We start from the raw sequence: 18,745 nt of genomic DNA, 5'->3' as shown, positions 1-18,745 counted from the left end.
ACTTGGATAACCTTTCTCCTAGGGCTCGCTGCGCAGCACCAATTCCACCATCAAATCATCGGCCAGGGTTTCCAGCCGTGACTGCAACACGTCCAGGGAAAGGGTCAACGGCACCGCAAGAATCGCTTCGGCGTGGAACAGCGGCTCACTGCTCATCGGCGCCGGACGCACGTCGGTCACCAAGCGCTCCAAGTTGACCCCCTGCTCACTCAGTAAGCGAGTGATGTCACGGACAATCCCCGGTCGGTCGTTACCGACCAGCTCCATGGCGATCGGCTTCCAGGTGCAGGATTGCTCGATACCACTTTCGGCAATCAATACCCGAATCCCTTGAGCGGACAACGCTTGAAGTGCATCGACCAGTTCGTCATAGCCCTCGGCCGGCACGCCAACCCGAAGGATCCCGGCAAACTGTCCGGCCATCCGTGACATGCGGCTCTCTAGCCAATTACCACCATGCTCGGCAATGCATTGGGCGATGCGCTCGACCTGGCCGGGCTTGTCCGGGGCAAATACGGTGAGTACGAGGTGGTCCATGGCGCAGCCCTCTAGTGATGACTTTTGTTATAGAAAGGCAAGTATAGGCAAGGGGCCCAATTCAGCGCGGCTCCCAACAAAGCGAAGCCCCATAGCAGTGAATTCAATATTATGTGTACAAGTTTTTAGATTTATCTGGAACAATCCATTGGTTTTTTGAGAACATCCTATTCCCCGGCGTGACCGAACAGCCTGGCCGGGTCGCTAAACGACGTAATTAGTCTAATTTTCACAACCGCAACTCATCATGTAGTATGCCGCAGCACGCACTACATAACGTTGGATCGATGTCTGCCAAGGTACCATCGCAACCTCTCAAAACCCCGTCAGCAAGGCGCTACGCCGTTGATTGGAACCACCCAGCCGCCCGCAATGGCATGTACTGGTAGAGGGGTTTGTGGTTTAAATGGCCAGAGGCTTCATTGTCAAATTGAAGAGCTGAAAAGCGAAATAGCTGAGCAGAGTGAGGCAAGCAATGACTGAACACGTTCAAGTCGGTGGCCTGCAGGTCGCCAAAGTCCTGTTCGACTTCGTGAACAACGAAGCCATTCCCGGTACCGGCCTCACCGCCGATAAGTTCTGGGCCGGTGCCGACAAGGTCATTCACGACCTGGCGCCGAAGAACAAAGCCCTACTCGCCAAACGCGACGACCTCCAGGCACGTATCGATGCCTGGCACCAGTCCCGTGCAGGTCAAGTGCACGACGCTGTGGCCTACAAAGCCTTCCTGCAAGACATCGGTTATCTGCTGCCAGAAGCGGCCGATTTCCAGGCAACGACGCAAAACGTCGACGACGAAATCGCCCGTATGGCCGGCCCACAACTGGTGGTCCCGGTCATGAACGCCCGTTTCGCCCTCAACGCCTCGAACGCCCGCTGGGGTTCGTTGTACGACGCGCTGTACGGCACTGATGCCATCAGCGAGGCCGACGGCGCGGAAAAAGGCAAAGGCTACAACAAGGTTCGCGGCGACAAGGTCATCGCGTTCGCCCGCGCCTTCCTCGACGAAGCCGCGCCATTGGCTGCCGGTTCTCACGTCGATTCCACGGCCTACACGATTGTGGATCGCAAGCTTGTTGTCAGCCTCAAAGGTGGCAGCAGCTCGGATGTGAAGAGCTCTGGCCTGCGCAACGACGCACAGCTGATCGGCTTCCACGGCGACGCTGCGGCACCGACCGCGATCCTGCTGAAAAACAACGGTCTGCATTTCGAAATCCAGATCGACGCCACGACCCCGGTCGGCCAGACCGACGCAGCCGGCGTCAAAGACCTGCTGATGGAAGCGGCGCTGACCACCATCATGGACTGCGAAGACTCCGTTGCCGCCGTCGATGCCGATGACAAAGTGGTGATCTACCGCAACTGGCTTGGCCTGATGAAAGGCAATCTGTCGGAAGAGGTCGTCAAGGGTGGCAAGACCTTTACCCGCACCATGAACGCCGACCGCACCTATACCGCCCCAGACGGTAGCGAACTGAGCCTGCACGGCCGCTCGCTGTTGTTCGTGCGTAACGTTGGCCACTTGATGACCATCGACGCGATCCTCGACAAAGACGGCAACGAAGTGCCGGAAGGTATCCTCGACGGCCTGGTCACCAACCTCGCGGCGCTGCACAGCCTCAACGGCAACACCACACGCAAGAACAGCCGTACCGGTTCGGTCTACATCGTCAAACCTAAAATGCACGGTCCGGAAGAAGCGGCGTTCACCAACGAGTTGTTCGGGCGCATCGAAGACGTGCTGGAGTTGCCACGCAACACCCTCAAAGTTGGCATCATGGACGAAGAGCGGCGCACCACGATCAACCTCAAGGCCTGCATCAAGGCTGCGAGCGAGCGCGTGGTATTCATCAACACCGGCTTCCTCGACCGTACCGGCGATGAAATCCACACGTCCATGGAAGCGGGCGCGATGGTGCGCAAGGCCGACATGAAGGCTGAGAAGTGGATCGGCGCCTACGAAAACTGGAACGTCGACATCGGCTTGAGCACCGGCCTGCAAGGTCGCGCGCAAATCGGTAAAGGCATGTGGGCCATGCCCGACCTGATGGCCGCCATGCTCGAGCAGAAAATCGCTCACCCGCTGGCCGGTGCCAACACCGCCTGGGTGCCTTCGCCGACCGCCGCTGCGTTGCACGCGCTGCATTACCACAAGGTTGACGTGTTCGCCCGCCAGGCCGAACTGGCCAAGCGTGCACGTGCTTCGGTGGACGACATCCTGACCATCCCGCTGGCAAGCAACCCCGACTGGACAGCGGAACAGGTCCAGAACGAACTGGACAACAACGCTCAGGGCATCCTCGGTTATGTGGTGCGCTGGATCGACCAGGGCGTAGGTTGCTCGAAAGTGCCGGACATCAACGACGTCGGCCTGATGGAGGACCGTGCGACGCTGCGTATTTCCAGCCAGCACATCGCCAACTGGCTGCGCCATGGCATCGTCAGCGAAGCCCAGGTGCTGGAAACCCTCAAGCGCATGGCGCCGGTAGTTGACCGCCAGAATGCCAACGACCCGTTGTACCGTCCGCTAGCACCGAACTTCGACAGCAACATCGCCTTCCAGGCGGCGGTCGAACTGGTGATCGAAGGCACCCAACAACCGAACGGCTACACCGAGCCGGTCCTGCACCGTCGCCGTCGCGAGTTCAAGGCTGCCAACGGCCTGTGAATAAACGTTAGCGGTTAAAAGAAAGGCCCTGATTGTGAAATCAGGGCCTTTTTCATGGAAGGTCCCTTTTTCACTTCGCCTCGCCGCGCCTTTTTTTACGGCCGCCGAAGGAAAAATCCACCTCGCCACACCTGAGAATTATTTACAAATGAGAAATATTTATTACACTTCATTGCAGGAATAATTCTTATAATGGCGAATACCACATCTATACCCGCACCGCCCCAGGGGAACTGAGTTCCATGAACACTCGAGTCATCCGCAAAAAAGCAGTTTCGGCAATCACCATTCTCGGCATTGCTGCCATCATTTATTGCTTTCCCATAGCCACGCTGTGGTTTTTGATCCTGCTGGTTGTGTGCGGAGCGTACGATTTTCTGCGCAATGGGATTTTCGATAAAAACATCATCAAAAAGTACTTTCTAGGTGGCGGCCGCAACACTTGGCTTTTGGCACCGTTGAACTCTTTTTTTGATGTGCTGTGCAAGCCAAATCGCTTCACTTATAAGTTGAACGATTTACCGGATGCTTATCAACACGATATCAACTACGTGATTGATAGCGCCATGGCGCACAAAGAAGAGATCATTCAATTCCTCGACGCACGCATGGCTCAGAAGAAAAGAGGCATGTTGTTCTTCCAGTGGTATGGCCGCACGATCGACACTGAACTCAACATTCCAGCGCTTCAGAAAAAACTGCCTTACATCAAAACAGTCGGTGTATCGGTCTTCAATGAAAACCAGTCAACCTCTTTTCACTTCGGGCCGCTACGCCTGATGCTTCGAGTGCTGTACAACATAATGCCAGCCGCTCACCATGACGGTGTCTACATCCAGGTGAGAAAGGAAAAACACTACTGGCATGACGACCCGCTGTTCATTTTCGATGACACACTGCTGCATGCGTCATTTAACAAGAATGACGCCAAACGTTACTGCCTGTTCATCGACATCATGCGCCCCTCTTACGCTTCTTTTATTCTAAACGGGATAATCTCTGCATTTGCGGGAGCCGCCTTTACACTCCGCCGTTTCTTTTACAAGAACTGGAAGCTTATTCAATAAGAGCGACACACAGGAAAACCTGTTTTCCCCATTACGCTCACCCCACAAAAAACCCGCCTTTCGGCGGGTTTTTTGTTAGTGCTATTTAACACTCAGGTCTTAGTTAACCTTAGCGTTCAACTCACCCTTCAAATACCGCTGATACATCCCTTCCAGCGAAATAGCCTTGATCTTCGAAGCATTACCCGCAGTACCAAACGCTTCATAACGTGCGATACACACATCACGCATCGCAGTCACAGTCGCGCCGAAGAATTTACGTGGATCAAACTCACTCGGGTTGGTGGCCATCAGGCGACGCATCGCACCGGTGGAGGCCAGGCGCAGGTCGGTGTCGATGTTGACCTTGCGCACGCCGTGCTTGATGCCTTCGACGATTTCTTCAACCGGTACGCCGTAGGTTTCTTTGATGTCGCCGCCGTACTGGTTGATGATCGCCAGCCACTCTTGCGGAACCGAAGAAGAGCCGTGCATCACCAGGTGGGTGTTCGGGATGCGCTTGTGGATTTCTTTGATGCGGTCGATGGCCAGCACGTCGCCGGTAGGCGGCTTGGTGAACTTGTACGCGCCGTGGCTGGTGCCGATGGCGATGGCCAGGGCGTCGACCTGAGTACGTTTGACAAAATCAGCGGCTTCTTCCGGGTCGGTCAGCATTTGGCTGTGATCGAGCACGCCTTCGGCGCCGATACCGTCTTCTTCACCGGCCATGCCGGTTTCCAGCGAACCCAGGCAGCCCAGCTCGCCTTCTACCGATACGCCGCAGGCGTGAGCCATGGCCACGGTTTGCTGGGTCACACGGACGTTGTAGTCGTAGTCGGTCGGGGTCTTGCCGTCTTCGCCGAGGGAGCCGTCCATCATCACCGAGCTGAAGCCCAGTTGGATCGAGCGCTGGCAGACGTCAGGGCTGGTGCCGTGGTCCTGGTGCATGCACACCGGGATGTGCGGGAATTCTTCGATCGCCGCCAGAATCAGGTGACGCAGGAATGGCGCGCCAGCGTATTTACGGGCGCCGGCCGAAGCCTGGACGATCACCGGGGAGTCAGTCTTGTCAGCGGCTTCCATGATGGCGCGCATCTGCTCAAGGTTGTTGACGTTGAAGGCTGGAACGCCGTAGCCGAACTCGGCTGCGTGGTCCAGCATCTGGCGCATGCTGATAAGTGCCATTGTGTGTGTCTCTCCCGGTTGAGGGTCGTTAATCGTGCAAGCCTGCCGTAGCGGCGGCTGCTATTCAAGTTATTGCAGATCGGGGGTAAGGCCGGCCTGCGAATTCGGTGTTGCTTCAATTGCGTGTGCTTACTGCGCCTTGCAACCGCGGCCGATCAAATCGTTGGTGGCGACCCAGTACACCAGGCCTTCCTCACCTTTTACGTGAAACGCCAGTTTGTCATCGCTGTACAACGAACCCGAGCCTGCCGGCTCCAGCTTCAAACGGTGCACCTGATCGTCGCTCAGCCGTACATCAACGGTGTTGCGCGTGGTGTCGGTGTAGCGCCAGTGCACTTGCGCCTGGCTGTCACAGACCCAGTTCGTCCAGTTATCGGACGCGGCGGGCGACGACGCGAACGGGTTCATATTGGCGCAACCGGCAAGCACTGCCAGGGACGCCACGGCTATCAAGCCTTTCATCCATTTTCCTCGGCAGTCGGCACACGCCCACTGCGCTGGGTATTAGTGAGTCAGGCCGGTCAAGGGCAACCATGTTCCTTGGCCGGGGTCTGTGTCTCGTATTTATCCAGGCCATCCGGCCCGGAGCGTTTGTTGAGCACCGGGTTGGTCTCCGCTTGCCAGTCGGCCTGGTAACAGCCCTTGTCTGGCGCGCCGGTTCCCTGTTCCGGCGCGGCTTTCGGGGTACTCCCGCAGCCTGCCAGCACACCCGCCGCGATCAATGTCGCTAACGTCTTGACCACGTGAACACTCCTTTGCCTGGCCAATGGATGGCCCTTAGGCCTTTGCCCGGCTTTCCAGGACTTCAACGGCTGGCAGCACTTTGCCTTCGACGAACTCGAGGAACGCGCCGCCACCGGTAGAAATGTAGGAGATCTTCTCGGCAACGCCATACTTATCGATGGCGGCCAAGGTGTCGCCGCCGCCTGCGATGGAGAACGCCGAGCTGTCTGCGATGGCCTGAGCCAGGACTTTGGTACCGTTACCGAACTGGTCGAATTCGAATACACCGACCGGGCCGTTCCACAGAATGGTTTTCGACGACTTCAGCAGCTCAGCGAAGTGCGCTGCAGTCTGCGGGCCGATGTCCAGGATCATGTCGTCTGCCGCCACGTCGGCGATCAGCTTGACGGTCGCGGTAGCGCTTTCAGCGAACTCCTTGGCAACCACCACGTCGACCGGCAATGGCACGCTGACTTTGGCAGCGATGGCGCGGGCGGTGTCCAGCAGGTCTGGCTCGTACAGCGATTTGCCGACCGGGTGACCGGCAGCGGCCAGGAAAGTGTTGGCGATGCCGCCACCGACGATCAACTGGTCGCAGATCTGGCTCAGGCTGTTCAGTACATCGAGTTTGGTCGAGACCTTGGAGCCGGCAACGATAGCTGCCATTGGCTGGGCCGGGGCACCCAGGGCCTTGCCCAGTGCGTCCAGCTCGGCAGCCAGCAGCGGGCCAGCAGCGGCGACTTTGGCGAACTTGGCCACGCCGTGGGTCGAACCCTCGGCACGGTGAGCGGTGCCAAAGGCGTCCATCACGAACACGTCGCACAGCGCGGCGTATTGCTGGGCCAGTTCGTCAGCGTTCTTTTTCTCGCCTTTGTTGAAGCGCACGTTCTCGAACAGCACGATGTCGCCCGCCTTGACGTCAACGCCGCCCAGGTAGTCGGACACCAGCGGCACTTCACGACCCAGAGCCTTGCTCAAATAGTCCGCGACTGGCTTGAGGCTGTTCTCGGCCGAGAACTCACCTTCGGTCGGACGGCCCAGGTGCGAGCAGACCATCACGGCCGCGCCTTTTTCCAGGGCCAGCTTGATGGTCGGCAGCGAGGCCAGGATTCGCGCATCGCTGGTGACAACACCGTCCTTGACTGGGACGTTGAGGTCTTCGCGGATCAATACGCGCTTACCTTGCAGATCGAGGTCGGACATCTTCAACACGGTCATGGGTCGCATTTCCTGGATAGCTGTTTTAGAGAGCAGGTTTGTTAGTCGCTGTTTGCAGATAGTGTTCTGCAACATCCAACATTCGGTTGGCAAAACCCCATTCATTGTCGAACCAGGCCAGCACGTTCACCAGCCTTGGGCCGGAAACGCGGGTCTGACTGGCATCGACGATCGCCGAATGTGGGTCATGGTTGAAATCACAACTGGCGTGAGGCAATTCGGTGTACGCCAACAGCCCCTTGAGCGGGCCGCTGGTGGCGGCCTCGCGCAGGATCCGGTTGACCTCGGCGGCGTCGGTGTCGGTGACGGTTTGCATCGTGATGTCGAGGCAAGACACGTTGACCGTCGGCACGCGTACAGCTTTGGCCTGAATTCGCCCGGCAAGTTCCGGCAGCAGGCGCTCGATACCACGCGCCAGACCGGTAGACACCGGGATCACCGACTGGAACGCCGAACGGGTGCGGCGCAGGTCTTCGTGGTGGTAGGCGTCGATCACCGGCTGGTCGTTCATCGCCGAGTGAATCGTGGTGATCGACACGAAGTCCAGGCCAAAGGCCTGATCCAGCAGACGCAACAACGGCACGCCGCAGTTGGTGGTGCAGGACGCGTTGGACACCAGCAGTTCATCGCCGGTCAGGCAATCCTGATTGACGCCGTAGACGATGGTGGCGTCGACATCCGCTTCGCTGGCCATCGGCTGGGAAAACAGCACACGCGGCGCGCCGGCGTCTAGGAAACGCTGGCCGTCTGCGCGAGTGTGGTAAGCGCCGGAGCACTCAAGCACCAGATCGACGCCCAACGACGCCCAATCGATGCCTTCGGGGGTGGCACTGCGCAGGACCTTCACGCAGTTGCCATTAATATGCAGACAATCGCCGTCGACCTTCACCTCACCGGGAAAACGCCCGTGGGTGGAGTCAAAGCGTGTCAGGTATTCGATGCTGGCCATATCAGCCAGATCGTTGATTGCCACAATTTCAAACCCGGCAGCCGCCCCTCGCTCGAACAAAGCACGCAAGACGCAACGACCAATCCGGCCGTAGCCGTTGAGTGCAACTTTGTAAGGACGCGGTTGAGGCATGGGGTTCTCGATAGACGCAGGCAGACGAATTCTCGCTAACAACACAATCCCCAGTAGGAGCTGCCGCAGGCTGCGATCTTTTGATCTTAACAACCGAAGATCAAAAGATCGCAGCCTGCGGCAGCTCCTACACAGGAACCGCGGCGGCTACAGAACCGCCGCGTCGTATTTTAGTCTTCCAGCAACTCTTCAGCCTGACCCAGGATGTTTTCCAGGGTGAAGCCGAACTCTTCGAACAAGGCAGGCGCAGGCGCCGACTCGCCGTAGGTGGTCATGCCGATAACACGACCTTCCAGGCCCACGTACTTGTACCAGTAGTCCGCGTGAGCGGCCTCGATGGCAATACGGGCGCTGACCTGCAACGGCAGAACCGCTTGCTTGTAGCCGGCGTCCTGAGCATCGAACACGCTGGTGCATGGCATGGAAACCACGCGCACCTTGCGGCCCTGTTCAGTCAGTTTGTCGTAGGCCTGAACGGCCAGACCGACTTCCGAACCGGTGGAGATCAGGATCAGCTCAGGCTCGCCTGCGCAATCCTTGAGCACGTAACCACCACGGTTGATCAGTTCGATCTGCACCGCGTCACGGGTTTGGTGCTGCAGGTTCTGACGCGAGAAGATCAGTGCCGAAGGACCATCTTTACGCTCCAGAGCGTTCTTCCAGGCCACTGCCGATTCAACGGCATCGGCTGGACGCCAGGTGTCGAGGTTCGGCGTGCAGCGCAGGCTGGCCAGTTGCTCGATTGGCTGGTGAGTCGGACCGTCTTCGCCCAGACCGATGGAGTCGTGGGTGTAAACATGAATCACGCGCTGCTTCATCAGGGCGGACATGCGCACGGCGTTGCGGGCGTATTCCATGAACATCAGGAAGGTTGCGCCGTAAGGCACCAGACCGCCGTGCAGGGCAACGCCGTTCATGATGGCAGTCATGCCGAACTCGCGAACGCCGTAGTACATGTAGTTGCCGCTGGCGTCTTCAGCGCTGACACCTTTGCAACCTTTCCACAGGGTCAGGTTGGAGCCGGCCAGGTCAGCCGAACCACCAAGCATTTCCGGCAGCAGCGGGCCGAACGCGTTCAGGGCGTTCTGGCTGGCTTTACGGCTGGCGATAGTTTCGCCTTTGGCCGCCACTTCAGCGATGTAGGCCGAAGCTTTTTCAGAGAAGTCAGCTGGCAGATCACCGCTCAGACGACGCACCAACTCATTGGCCAGCTCAGGGAATTCGGCGGAGTAGGCAGCGAAACGCTGGTCCCATTCGGCTTCAACGGCGCGACCGGCTTCCTTGGCATCCCATTCGGCGTAGATGTCGGCCGGGATTTCGAACGGGCCGTGGTTCCACTTCAGCGCGGCACGGGTCAAAGCGATTTCCGCGTCACCCAGTGGGGCGCCGTGGCAGTCTTCCTTGCCTTGTTTGTTCGGCGAACCGAAGCCGATGGTGGTTTTGCAGCAGATCAGCGTCGGTTTGTCGCTTTTGCGTGCAGTCTCGATCGCGGTCTTGATCTCTTCCGGGTCGTGACCGTCAACGTTGCGGATCACTTGCCAGTTGTAGGCTTCGAAACGCTTCGGGGTGTCATCGGTGAACCAGCCTTCGACTTCGCCGTCGATGGAGATGCCGTTGTCATCATAGAAGGCGATCAGTTTGCCCAGGCCCAGCGTACCGGCCAGGGAGCCGACTTCATGGGAAATGCCTTCCATCATGCAGCCATCGCCCAGGAACACGTAGGTGTGATGGTCGACAACGTTGTGACCTGGACGGTTGAACTGCGCCGCCAGGACTTTTTCTGCCAGGGCAAAACCCACGGCGTTGGCCAGGCCCTGACCCAACGGGCCAGTGGTGGTTTCAACACCCGGGGTGTAGCCGAGTTCCGGGTGGCCCGGGGTGCGACTGTGCAGTTGGCGGAAGTTTTTCAGGTCATCGATCGACAGGTCGTAGCCGGTCAGGTGCAGCAGCGAGTAGATCAACATCGAGCCGTGACCGTTGGACAGGATGAACCGGTCGCGGTCGGCAAACGATGGATTGCTCGGGTTGTGCTTGAGGTAGTCACGCCAAAGCACTTCGGCGATATCCGCCATACCCATAGGGGCACCGGGATGGCCGCTGTTGGCTTTTTGCACGGCATCCATGCTGAGGGCACGAATGGCGTTGGCACGCTCACGACGGCTGGGCATCGCTGTTCTCCTGCGGATTCTGAATCGAGAGTGAATAAAATGAAACGGAAAAAAGGCGAGCATTTTCCCTCACCCGGACGCCTCGGGGCAATGACAGATAGTCGATCCGAGGCGTTTTTCCTGTGGATAAATGCGGATTCGTCGGGTGAAACCTTTCCGCGCTTCGTTTGTAGAGTGAAGCGCAGCCCGGGAAGTGCCATCTATCGAGCAATATCAAAACTTTTTGATATTGGCCTTGCGGGGATATCGGCGCATCACTAGACTGCTGGCCTTATGAATTTACGCGTGCCTTCCATTCGCCATGACGACTGCGATGAGCTGGCGGCCTTGTGCAAGGCCGGCGGCGATCCGTTGCGGCTGAACGTTTTGCGCGCGCTGGCCAACGATTCGTTCGGCGTGCTGGAGCTGGCGCAAATCTTCGCCACCGGCCAATCGGGCATGAGCCACCACTTGAAGGTGCTGGCCCAGGCCGACCTGGTGGCGACCCGCCGCGAAGGCAATGCGATTTTTTACCGTCGCGCCCTGCCCCACACCGAACTGCTGGGGGGCAAGCTGCACGCGGCATTGCTCGAAGAAGTGGACAATCTGACCTTGCCAAGCGATGTACAGGCAAGAATCAGTCAGGTCCACGGACAACGAGCCGCTGCCAGCCAGGACTTTTTCTCACGGGTTGCGGAAAAGTTTCGCGCCCAGCAAGACTTGATCGCCGGCTTGGCGCAGTACCGCGAAAGCGTATTGGCGATGCTCGACAAGTTGAGTTTCAGCGAAGGTGCCACAGCGATTGAAGTCGGCCCCGGCGATGGCAGCTTTCTGCCGGAACTGGCGCGCCGCTTCAGTCAGGTGACGGCGCTCGACAATAGCCCGGCGATGCTCGAACTGGCGCGTCAGGTCTGCGAACGTGAGCAGCTGGCTAACGTCAGCCTGCAATTGGCCGATGCATTGAATGGCGTAAGCCTTGAGGCCGACTGCGTTGTACTGAACATGGTCTTGCACCATTTCGCCGCGCCAGCCGATGCGCTCAAGCACATGGCCGGTTTGCTGCAACCAGGCGGTAGCCTGTTAGTGACAGAGTTATGTAGCCACAACCAAAGTTGGGCCAGGGAGGCCTGCGGTGATCTTTGGTTGGGGTTTGAACAGGACGATTTGGCCCGCTGGGCCACCGCTGCGGGACTCGTTCCCGGGGAAAGCCTCTATGTAGGCTTACGTAATGGTTTCCAGATCCAGGTCCGCCACTTTCAGCGACCGGCTGGCGACACTCACCATCGGTAAATTCAGGAAAACATCGAGATGAGCGAATACTCCCTTTTCACCTCCGAGTCCGTGTCTGAAGGGCATCCGGACAAAATCGCCGACCAGATTTCTGATGCGGTGCTGGACGCCATCATTGCTGAAGACAAGTTCGCCCGTGTGGCGTGCGAGACTCTGGTGAAAACGGGCGTGGCGATCATCGCCGGCGAAGTCACCACCTCGGCCTGGGTCGATCTGGAAGACATCGTCCGTAACGTGATCCTCGACATCGGCTACAACAGCTCGAATGTCGGCTTCGACGGCGCGACCTGCGGCGTGATGAACATCATCGGCAAGCAGTCGGTAGACATCGCCCAGGGCGTTGACCGCAGCAAGCCAGAAGATCAGGGCGCCGGCGACCAGGGCCTGATGTTCGGCTACGCCAGCAACGAAACCGACGTGCTGATGCCTGCACCGATCACCTTCTCGCACCAGCTGGTTCAGCGTCAGGCTGAAGCCCGCAAATCCGGCCTGCTGCCATGGCTGCGTCCGGACGCCAAGTCGCAAGTCACTTGCCGCTATGAAAACGGCAAGGTTGTCGGTATCGACGCGATCGTTCTGTCGACTCAGCACAACCCGGAAGTGTCTTACAAAGACCTGCGCGAAGGCGTGATGGAGCTGATCGTCAAGCACGTGCTGCCAGCTGAACTGCTGCACAAGGACACCCAGTTCCACATCAACCCGACCGGCAACTTCATCATCGGTGGCCCGGTGGGCGACTGCGGCCTGACCGGTCGCAAGATCATCGTTGACACCTACGGCGGCATGGCCCGTCACGGTGGCGGCGCGTTCTCCGGTAAAGATCCATCGAAGGTTGACCGTTCCGCGGCCTACGCCGGTCGTTATGTCGCCAAGAACATCGTGGCTGCCGGCCTGGCCGAGCGTTGCGAGATTCAGGTTTCCTACGCCATCGGCGTCGCCCAGCCGACTTCGATCTCGTTGAACACCTTCGGCACCGGCAAGATCAGCGATGACAAGATCATCAAACTGGTCCGCGAAGTGTTCGACCTGCGTCCATACGCAATCACCACCATGCTCGACCTGCTGCACCCGATGTACCAGGAAACCGCAGCCTACGGCCACTTCGGCCGTACGCCGGAAACCAAGACGGTGGGTGACGATACCTTCACCACCTTCACCTGGGAAAAAACCGACCGCGCCGACGCCTTGCGCGCTGCTGCTGGTCTGTAAGACTTTCCTGGCAACACAAAAAGCCCCGCACGGTTCGCCGTGCGGGGCTTTTTCATACGTATTGGAAAGATCAAAAGATCGCAGCCTGCGGCAGCGCCTACAGAAGTACGCAGATCCACTGTAGGAGCTGCCGCAGGCTGCGATCTTGTTTCGAAACACACTGCAAAACACTCTCGCTGGCGTGCTTCACAACTGATCTAGCCTTCAGGCATCCCACTCGAGCAAGGATGCTCATGATGCTGCCCACGCTACGCTTGTTGATCGGTTTCTGGATGCTCGTTGCTTGTCTGAACGCTAATGCCACTACCTGCCCCGACTGGCTCCCCACCCGGGCTCAAACTGAAATAGCCGCATTGCAACAGCAAATCGGTCATTGGGACGACAGCTATCACCGACAGGGACGCTCGCTGGTCGCCGACGAACTCTATGACCAATCCCGCGCCCGCCTCAAAGCTTGGCGAGAATGCTTTGACCCGACCACAACACCTGAAAATCCACTGCGTGCCACCCGTGGCACGGTTACCCATCCGATTCCCCACACAGGCCTCGAAAAACTCATCGACGGTCGGGCCGTCGAAGCCTGGCTCACGTCACGCGCCGATATCTGGGCGCAGCCCAAAGTCGATGGCGTTGCGGTCACGCTGATTTACCGTGCGGGCCAGTTTCAGCAGGCGATCAGTCGCGGGGACGGTATCAACGGCCAGGACTGGACAGCCTCGGCGCGCAAGATCGCCGCGATCCCCCAGCAACTGCCGCAGCCGTTGGACCTGCTGTTGCAAGGCGAACTCTATTGGCGCTTGGCGGATCATGTGCAAGCCAAAAGTGGCAGCCTGAATGCCCGTAGTGCCGTGGCCGGATTGATGGCCCGTAAAGCGCTAAGCCCGGAGGATGCCAACGGGATCGGGCTGTTCGTCTGGGACTGGCCGCAAGGTCCGGCCAGCTTGCCAGAGCGTCTGGCCGCCCTGAAAGCGTTGGGTTTCTCTGACAGTGAGTTCTACAGCCACCCCGTCAGCGCATTTGCCGACGCCGAGCGTTGGCGCGATCACTGGTATCGCACGCCCCTGCCGTTTGCCAGCGACGGTATTGTCTTGCGCCAGAGTCACCGTCCGGCGGCAGAGCGCTGGGAGGCGAAAACACCGTTCTGGAGTGTGGCCTGGAAGTACCCTTTCGCCCAGGTGTTGGCTGAAGTGCGCAAGGTCAACTTCAAGATCGGGCGCACCGGGCGCATCACCCCGGTGTTAGAGCTTGCTCCGGTCATGCTGGATGACCGGCAGATCAAACAGGTGAGCGTCGGTTCGTTGCAGCGCTGGCAGGCCATGGATATCCGTCCCGGTGATCAGGTCGCCATCAGCCTTGCAGGGCTGACCATCCCGCGACTCGACAGTGTCGTGTTACGCAGCACTGAACGGTCAGGGGTGAGCGCACCGCGTGCAGAAGACTTTCATCACCTCAGCTGTTGGCAACCGACGCCAGGTTGCGAAAACCAGTTTCTCGCGCGGCTGACCTGGCTCAGTGGCAAGCAAGGCCTGGCGCTGCGCCATATAGGCCCCGGCACCTGGGGAAAACTGATCAGCGCCGGACGCCTCAAGGGGTTGCTCGATTGGTTGACCCTCGATGCCCAAGAGCTTGCTAACATTGACGGCATCGGCGAGCGCAGCAGTGCCCGCTTGCTGAACAGCCTGCAAAGCGCCCGGCAACAGCCCTTTTCACGCTGGCTGAAGGCTTTGGGCTTGCCGCCCACGGGTGAGGCAAAACTTGCAGACTCATGGCAATTACTGGCGCAACGAGACACTGAGCAATGGCAGACCGAAGCCGGAATCGGCCCGGGGCGCGCAGCGCAATTGAGCGCATTTTTCCGCGACCCGCAGGTGCTGGCCTTGAGCGAACAATTACACGCTGCCGGGATAGACGGTTTCTAGATATACAAAGAGCCGGCAGTTTTGAACCCAACGGGTATCGATGCGCTCCAACAGCCCATCCGCTGCCGATCTGATGATTTTTTAAACGGAGCCTTTATGAAATTTCTTTCACCGCTCGCCGTGCTGACCCTTTGTAGCGTCATGGCGGCACCGCTGATGGCTGCCGAAGAAACCCCGGAACTCACTGGCTGCGCCGCCAAGCGCCAATCCATCAGCAGCCAGATCGAACAGGCCCGGCCCCATGGCAATGCCGAGCAGCTGGCTGGCCTGGAGAAAGCCCTGAGCGAAGTCACCGACCACTGCAACGACGCCTCCTTGAAGAAAGAGCGCGAGAACAAGGTGCTCGACGCCAAGCACGAAGTCAGCCGCCGTCAGGCCGAACTCGACAAGGCCATGAAAAAGGGCGATGCCGAGAAGATCAACAAACGCAAAGACAAACTCGCCGAGTCCCGCAAGGAATTGCAGCAGGCGCTGGATGAGCTGGATAAGTAAGAAATCGTTATGGACTCAAAAGATCGCAGCCTGCGGCAGCTCCTACAGGTGTTCACATAACCTTGTAGGAGCTGCCGCAGGCTGCGATCTTTTATAAATCAATGATCACGAAACTGTTTATGGCACGCACTACAGGCGTCTTCGACTTTCTGCACCGCCGGGCCCAGGTTACTGGCCTTGTACGGCTGAGCCTGGCTGGCAATCACCAATTCACCGGTGGCGGCTTCAAGTGTGCGGGCCATGTCCTGGAAACGCGCCTGCTGTTGCCAGACATCGTCTTTGGCGCTGGTTTTGCCGTCCTCGCGAACCTGTGGGAAATGCTTCCACGGCTCATGGGACAAGGCGTCGAGTTTGACCGCACCCTCAGTAAAGCGCGGGCCGTCAAACGGGATGCGTCCACGCAACATGCCGCCCAGGTCTTCGCCGGTCTTGAGCATTTGCTTGAAGATCGCCTTGCGCTGACCCAGCGGCGAGTTCGGATCAACACCGCCACAAGCGGACAGCGTCAGGCAGGCCAGCAATACAACAGAAAGTCTTTTAAGAGTCATGGTGGCTTCAGGTCACGGGAAACGGCGGCCAGTATCCTCGCGTCGTCGGCAAAGACCAATAGCCCTATTAACAACAAGGGTTGCTTGAACGCTGGAAGCGCTCGGGCAACCTGCAAAGGAAATACCGCATGAACAGCCGTTTCAAGGCCTGGCGCAACACTCTGCTCTGGACCGCTCCGATGGTCGCCCTGCTCGCCGGTTGCAACAGTGGCGACACCGCAAAACCACAAACCCACGCCATCGCCACCTACTCCAGCGCGACCTGGGAAGCCTTGCCGGCGGTGTCCGATAACGACTTGCTGGCCGGCTTCGGTTCCTGGCGCAGCGCCTGTACTCGCCTGAAGGCCGACCCGGTCTGGGGCGCGACCTGCTCGGCGGCCACCAACGTACCGCAAGCCGCCGACGCCATTCGTGGATTTCTCAAGGAGCATCTGGAGGTCTACGGCCTGCGTTCTTCCGGCGGCAATGCCAATGGTTTGATCACCGGCTATTACGAGCCGGTCTATCCGGGCAGCCTGATGCAGAACCCGGTGGCCAATGTGCCGGTTTATGGTGTGCCGGACGACATGATCATCGTCTCCCTGGAGAGCATTTACCCCGAACTCAAAGGCAAGCGTCTGCGCGGTCGTCTTGAAGGCCGGGTGCTCAAGCCTTACGACGATGCCGCCGCCATTGAAACCAAAGGGGTCAAGGCGCCTGTGCTGGCGTGGCTGACCGACCCGATGGACCTGCAGTTCCTGCAAATCCAGGGCTCGGGCCGCATTCAACTGGAAGATGGCCGCCAACTGCGTATCGGTTATGCCGACCAGAACGGTCACCCGTACCGACCTATCGGCCGCTGGCTGGTGGATCAGGGCGAGTTGAAGAAAGAAGAAGTGACCATGGGCGCTATCAGCGCCTGGGCCAAGGCCCATCCGACGCGCATCCCTGAACTGCTTGGCAGCAACCCGAGCTACGTGTTCTTCAACCGCAACCCAGACAGCAACGAAGGCCCGCGCGGCTCGCTGAACGTGCCGCTGACCTCGGGTTACAGCGTGGCGGTGGATCGCAAGGTGATTCCGCTGGGCAGTCTGCTGTGGTTATCCACCACTCGCCCTGATGGCAGCGCACTGGTACGCCCTGTCGCCGCGCAGGACACCGGCGGCGCGATCACCGGTGAAGTGCGTGCCGACCTGTTCTGGGGCACGGGCGAAGCCGCCGGGCAACTGGCCGGCGACATGAAACAACAAGGGCAAATCTGGATGCTCTGGCCAAAAGGCGCGGCGCTGCCGCAGCTCCCGCAGGTGGCTGATAAACCTTAAAAGCAAAAGATCACAGCCTGCGGCAGCTCCTACAGAAATCAGCGTAGGAGCTGGCGAAGCCTGCGATCTCTTGATCTTGCTTCGTCAGATCGATACAAAAAAGAAACTGGCAATCAGCCCCATGCCGACAAACCACACCAGCGAACGCAGGGTCGCCCAGTCTGCCAGGTAGCAGATGATGTAAAGCAGGCGACTGGTGATGAACAGTACCGACAGCACGTTGATCGTCACCAGCTCGGCATTGCCGGCCAGATGCGCGACGATGACCGCAGCGGCAAACGCCGGGGTTACTTCAAAACTGTTCAACTGGGCCCAGTGGGCACGCCTGGCAAACCCGTCGAGGCTTTCAAGAAAATCTCGCGGATCATGATTATCCCGAAGCCCGAACCTACCGCCAATCTTGGCGATGACAGTGCACAGGTACGGCAAGAAAATCGCGATCAATACACACCACAGGGCAACCGTCATTGCGGATTCCTTTTCAGAGATTTGTGAACGTTCATTCAGAACTTCATGACGAGCATACCGACCAGCACCAGCCCGCAGGCCAAGAGTCTGGGCCTGCCGAAAGGCTCTTTGAGGTAACGCATGCCGAACAGCACCACCAGAATCACACTGATCTCGCGCAACGCTGCCGCTTCGGCAATCGACCCCAATTGCATGGCCCAGAGCACCAAAGCGTAGCTGAACAACACGCAGAACCCGACGCTCAAACCCAGTCGCCACTGTCCACGCCAGAACAGCATAAAGGCCGGACGCTTGCGCACCAGTGCCAACAGCGGAAACGGCCAGGCGCTGAGCAACGTGACCCAGACCAGGTAATCGAGCGGGTGCGACCAACGCCGTATTGCCTGCCCGTCGATGAAGGTGTAGCAGCCGATACACAAGCCGATCAGCACCACCACCGGCAACATCGACCACGGCAAACGCTCCCCGCCACCACCCTGCCAGAGCAGGCACAACATGCCGAACGGAATCAATAAGATGCCGAGGATCTGCTGGGTCGTCAGCACTTCACCGGCAAAGATCAGTGTCAGCGCCAAGACCACCAACGGCGACAAACCGCGCATCAGTGGATAGACCAGCCCAAGATCGCCAACCCGATAGGCCTGGATCAGCAGATACCGATAGAGCAACTCGAAGGCCGCCGAAGCGAGTATCCATGGCCAGATGTCCATCGGTGGCAGTGCGACGAAGCCCAGCATCAGCGCGACAAACAGCATCGCTATGCTGTCCATGCAGGCCACGACCAATAACCGTTCGGCACTGAATTTGATCAGGGTATTCCAGGCCGCGTGCAACAACGCCGCCACCAACACCAACGCCGTCGCAAGCACTACACACTCCTTACTGTGCCCCCCCGTAGGAGCTGCCGAAGGCT

At 58.9% G+C, this 18,745-nt stretch carries 17 protein-coding genes; 7 read left to right on the top strand and 10 right to left on the bottom strand.

Annotated features, from left to right (window positions below; all coding sequences use genetic code 11):
* Positions 1 to 18 precede the first annotated feature (18 nt).
* Complete coding sequence (locus BLL42_RS16555) at positions 19 to 537, bottom strand: glycine cleavage system transcriptional repressor (protein WP_071553071.1); 519 nt, start codon at positions 535 to 537, stop codon at positions 19 to 21.
* A gap of 475 nt (positions 538 to 1,012) precedes the next feature.
* On the opposite strand from BLL42_RS16555, the gene BLL42_RS16550 reads away from it, so the two are divergent.
* Positions 1,013 to 3,205 carry a malate synthase G gene (locus BLL42_RS16550; RefSeq protein ID WP_071553070.1) on the top strand — a complete coding sequence of 731 codons (2,193 nt, stop codon included), beginning with the start codon at positions 1,013 to 1,015 and terminating at the stop codon, positions 3,203 to 3,205.
* A gap of 242 nt (positions 3,206 to 3,447) precedes the next feature.
* Complete coding sequence (locus tag BLL42_RS16545) at positions 3,448 to 4,272, top strand: aspartyl/asparaginyl beta-hydroxylase domain-containing protein (protein ID WP_071553069.1); 825 nt, start codon at positions 3,448 to 3,450, stop codon at positions 4,270 to 4,272.
* A 99-nt stretch (positions 4,273 to 4,371) separates the two neighbouring features.
* Here BLL42_RS16545 and fba read toward each other — a convergent pair whose 3' ends face one another.
* From fba to tkt, 6 genes are all read right to left on the bottom strand, one after another.
* On the bottom strand, positions 4,372 to 5,436 hold the full coding sequence (fba, locus tag BLL42_RS16540; RefSeq protein WP_007981624.1) for a class II fructose-bisphosphate aldolase: 1,065 nt from the start codon (positions 5,434 to 5,436) through the stop codon (positions 4,372 to 4,374).
* A gap of 129 nt (positions 5,437 to 5,565) precedes the next feature.
* Entirely contained in the window at positions 5,566 to 5,898 is a 333-nt protein-coding gene (locus BLL42_RS16535) for an MliC family protein (RefSeq protein ID WP_071553068.1), read from the bottom strand.
* Positions 5,899 to 5,957: 59 nt separating this feature from the next.
* Entirely contained in the window at positions 5,958 to 6,179 is a 222-nt protein-coding gene (locus BLL42_RS16530; protein WP_071553067.1) for a hypothetical protein, read from the bottom strand.
* A 34-nt stretch (positions 6,180 to 6,213) separates the two neighbouring features.
* Positions 6,214 to 7,377: a phosphoglycerate kinase gene (locus tag BLL42_RS16525; protein WP_071553066.1), complete on the bottom strand. Its 1,164-nt coding sequence runs from the start codon at positions 7,375 to 7,377 to the stop codon at positions 6,214 to 6,216.
* 25 nt (positions 7,378 to 7,402) lie between these two features.
* Positions 7,403 to 8,458 carry an erythrose-4-phosphate dehydrogenase gene (gene epd, locus BLL42_RS16520; RefSeq protein WP_071553065.1) on the bottom strand — a complete coding sequence of 352 codons (1,056 nt, stop codon included), beginning with the start codon at positions 8,456 to 8,458 and terminating at the stop codon, positions 7,403 to 7,405.
* A 170-nt stretch (positions 8,459 to 8,628) separates the two neighbouring features.
* A complete protein-coding gene (tkt, locus tag BLL42_RS16515) occupies positions 8,629 to 10,626 on the bottom strand; it encodes a transketolase (protein WP_071553064.1) in 1,998 nt (665 codons plus the stop codon).
* A 273-nt stretch (positions 10,627 to 10,899) separates the two neighbouring features.
* Between tkt and BLL42_RS16510 the strand changes: the two genes are divergently transcribed.
* The 4 genes from BLL42_RS16510 (at position 10,900) to BLL42_RS16495 (ending at position 15,515) form a co-directional block, all read left to right on the top strand.
* Positions 10,900 to 11,895, top strand: a complete 996-nt coding sequence (locus tag BLL42_RS16510; RefSeq protein WP_071553063.1) for an ArsR/SmtB family transcription factor — start codon at positions 10,900 to 10,902, stop codon at positions 11,893 to 11,895.
* 18 nt (positions 11,896 to 11,913) lie between these two features.
* A complete protein-coding gene (metK, locus tag BLL42_RS16505; protein ID WP_019694042.1) occupies positions 11,914 to 13,104 on the top strand; it encodes a methionine adenosyltransferase in 1,191 nt (396 codons plus the stop codon).
* 236 nt (positions 13,105 to 13,340) lie between these two features.
* Positions 13,341 to 15,023: an NAD-dependent DNA ligase LigB gene (ligB, locus tag BLL42_RS16500; protein WP_071553062.1), complete on the top strand. Its 1,683-nt coding sequence runs from the start codon at positions 13,341 to 13,343 to the stop codon at positions 15,021 to 15,023.
* A 96-nt stretch (positions 15,024 to 15,119) separates the two neighbouring features.
* Complete coding sequence (locus tag BLL42_RS16495; protein WP_071553061.1) at positions 15,120 to 15,515, top strand: DUF1090 domain-containing protein; 396 nt, start codon at positions 15,120 to 15,122, stop codon at positions 15,513 to 15,515.
* Positions 15,516 to 15,613: 98 nt separating this feature from the next.
* On the opposite strand, the gene BLL42_RS16490 is transcribed toward BLL42_RS16495, so the two are convergent.
* Positions 15,614 to 16,063 carry a c-type cytochrome gene (locus BLL42_RS16490; RefSeq protein WP_071553060.1) on the bottom strand — a complete coding sequence of 150 codons (450 nt, stop codon included), beginning with the start codon at positions 16,061 to 16,063 and terminating at the stop codon, positions 15,614 to 15,616.
* Positions 16,064 to 16,191: 128 nt separating this feature from the next.
* On the opposite strand from BLL42_RS16490, the gene mltA reads away from it, so the two are divergent.
* A complete protein-coding gene (gene mltA / locus BLL42_RS16485) occupies positions 16,192 to 17,364 on the top strand; it encodes a murein transglycosylase A (protein WP_071553059.1) in 1,173 nt (390 codons plus the stop codon).
* An 84-nt stretch (positions 17,365 to 17,448) separates the two neighbouring features.
* Here mltA and BLL42_RS16480 read toward each other — a convergent pair whose 3' ends face one another.
* A complete protein-coding gene (locus BLL42_RS16480; RefSeq protein WP_071553058.1) occupies positions 17,449 to 17,832 on the bottom strand; it encodes an MAPEG family protein in 384 nt (127 codons plus the stop codon).
* Positions 17,833 to 17,867: 35 nt separating this feature from the next.
* Positions 17,868 to 18,701: an EamA family transporter gene (locus BLL42_RS16475; RefSeq protein ID WP_071553057.1), complete on the bottom strand. Its 834-nt coding sequence runs from the start codon at positions 18,699 to 18,701 to the stop codon at positions 17,868 to 17,870.
* Positions 18,702 to 18,745: the final 44 nt, after the last annotated feature.

Origin of the sequence: Pseudomonas frederiksbergensis (genome assembly GCF_001874645.1) — a bacterium.
GTDB lineage: Bacteria > Pseudomonadota > Gammaproteobacteria > Pseudomonadales > Pseudomonadaceae > Aquipseudomonas > Aquipseudomonas frederiksbergensis_B.
Note: the sequence above shows the minus strand (reverse complement) of the source record. Positions and strands in the feature narration are given on the sequence as shown.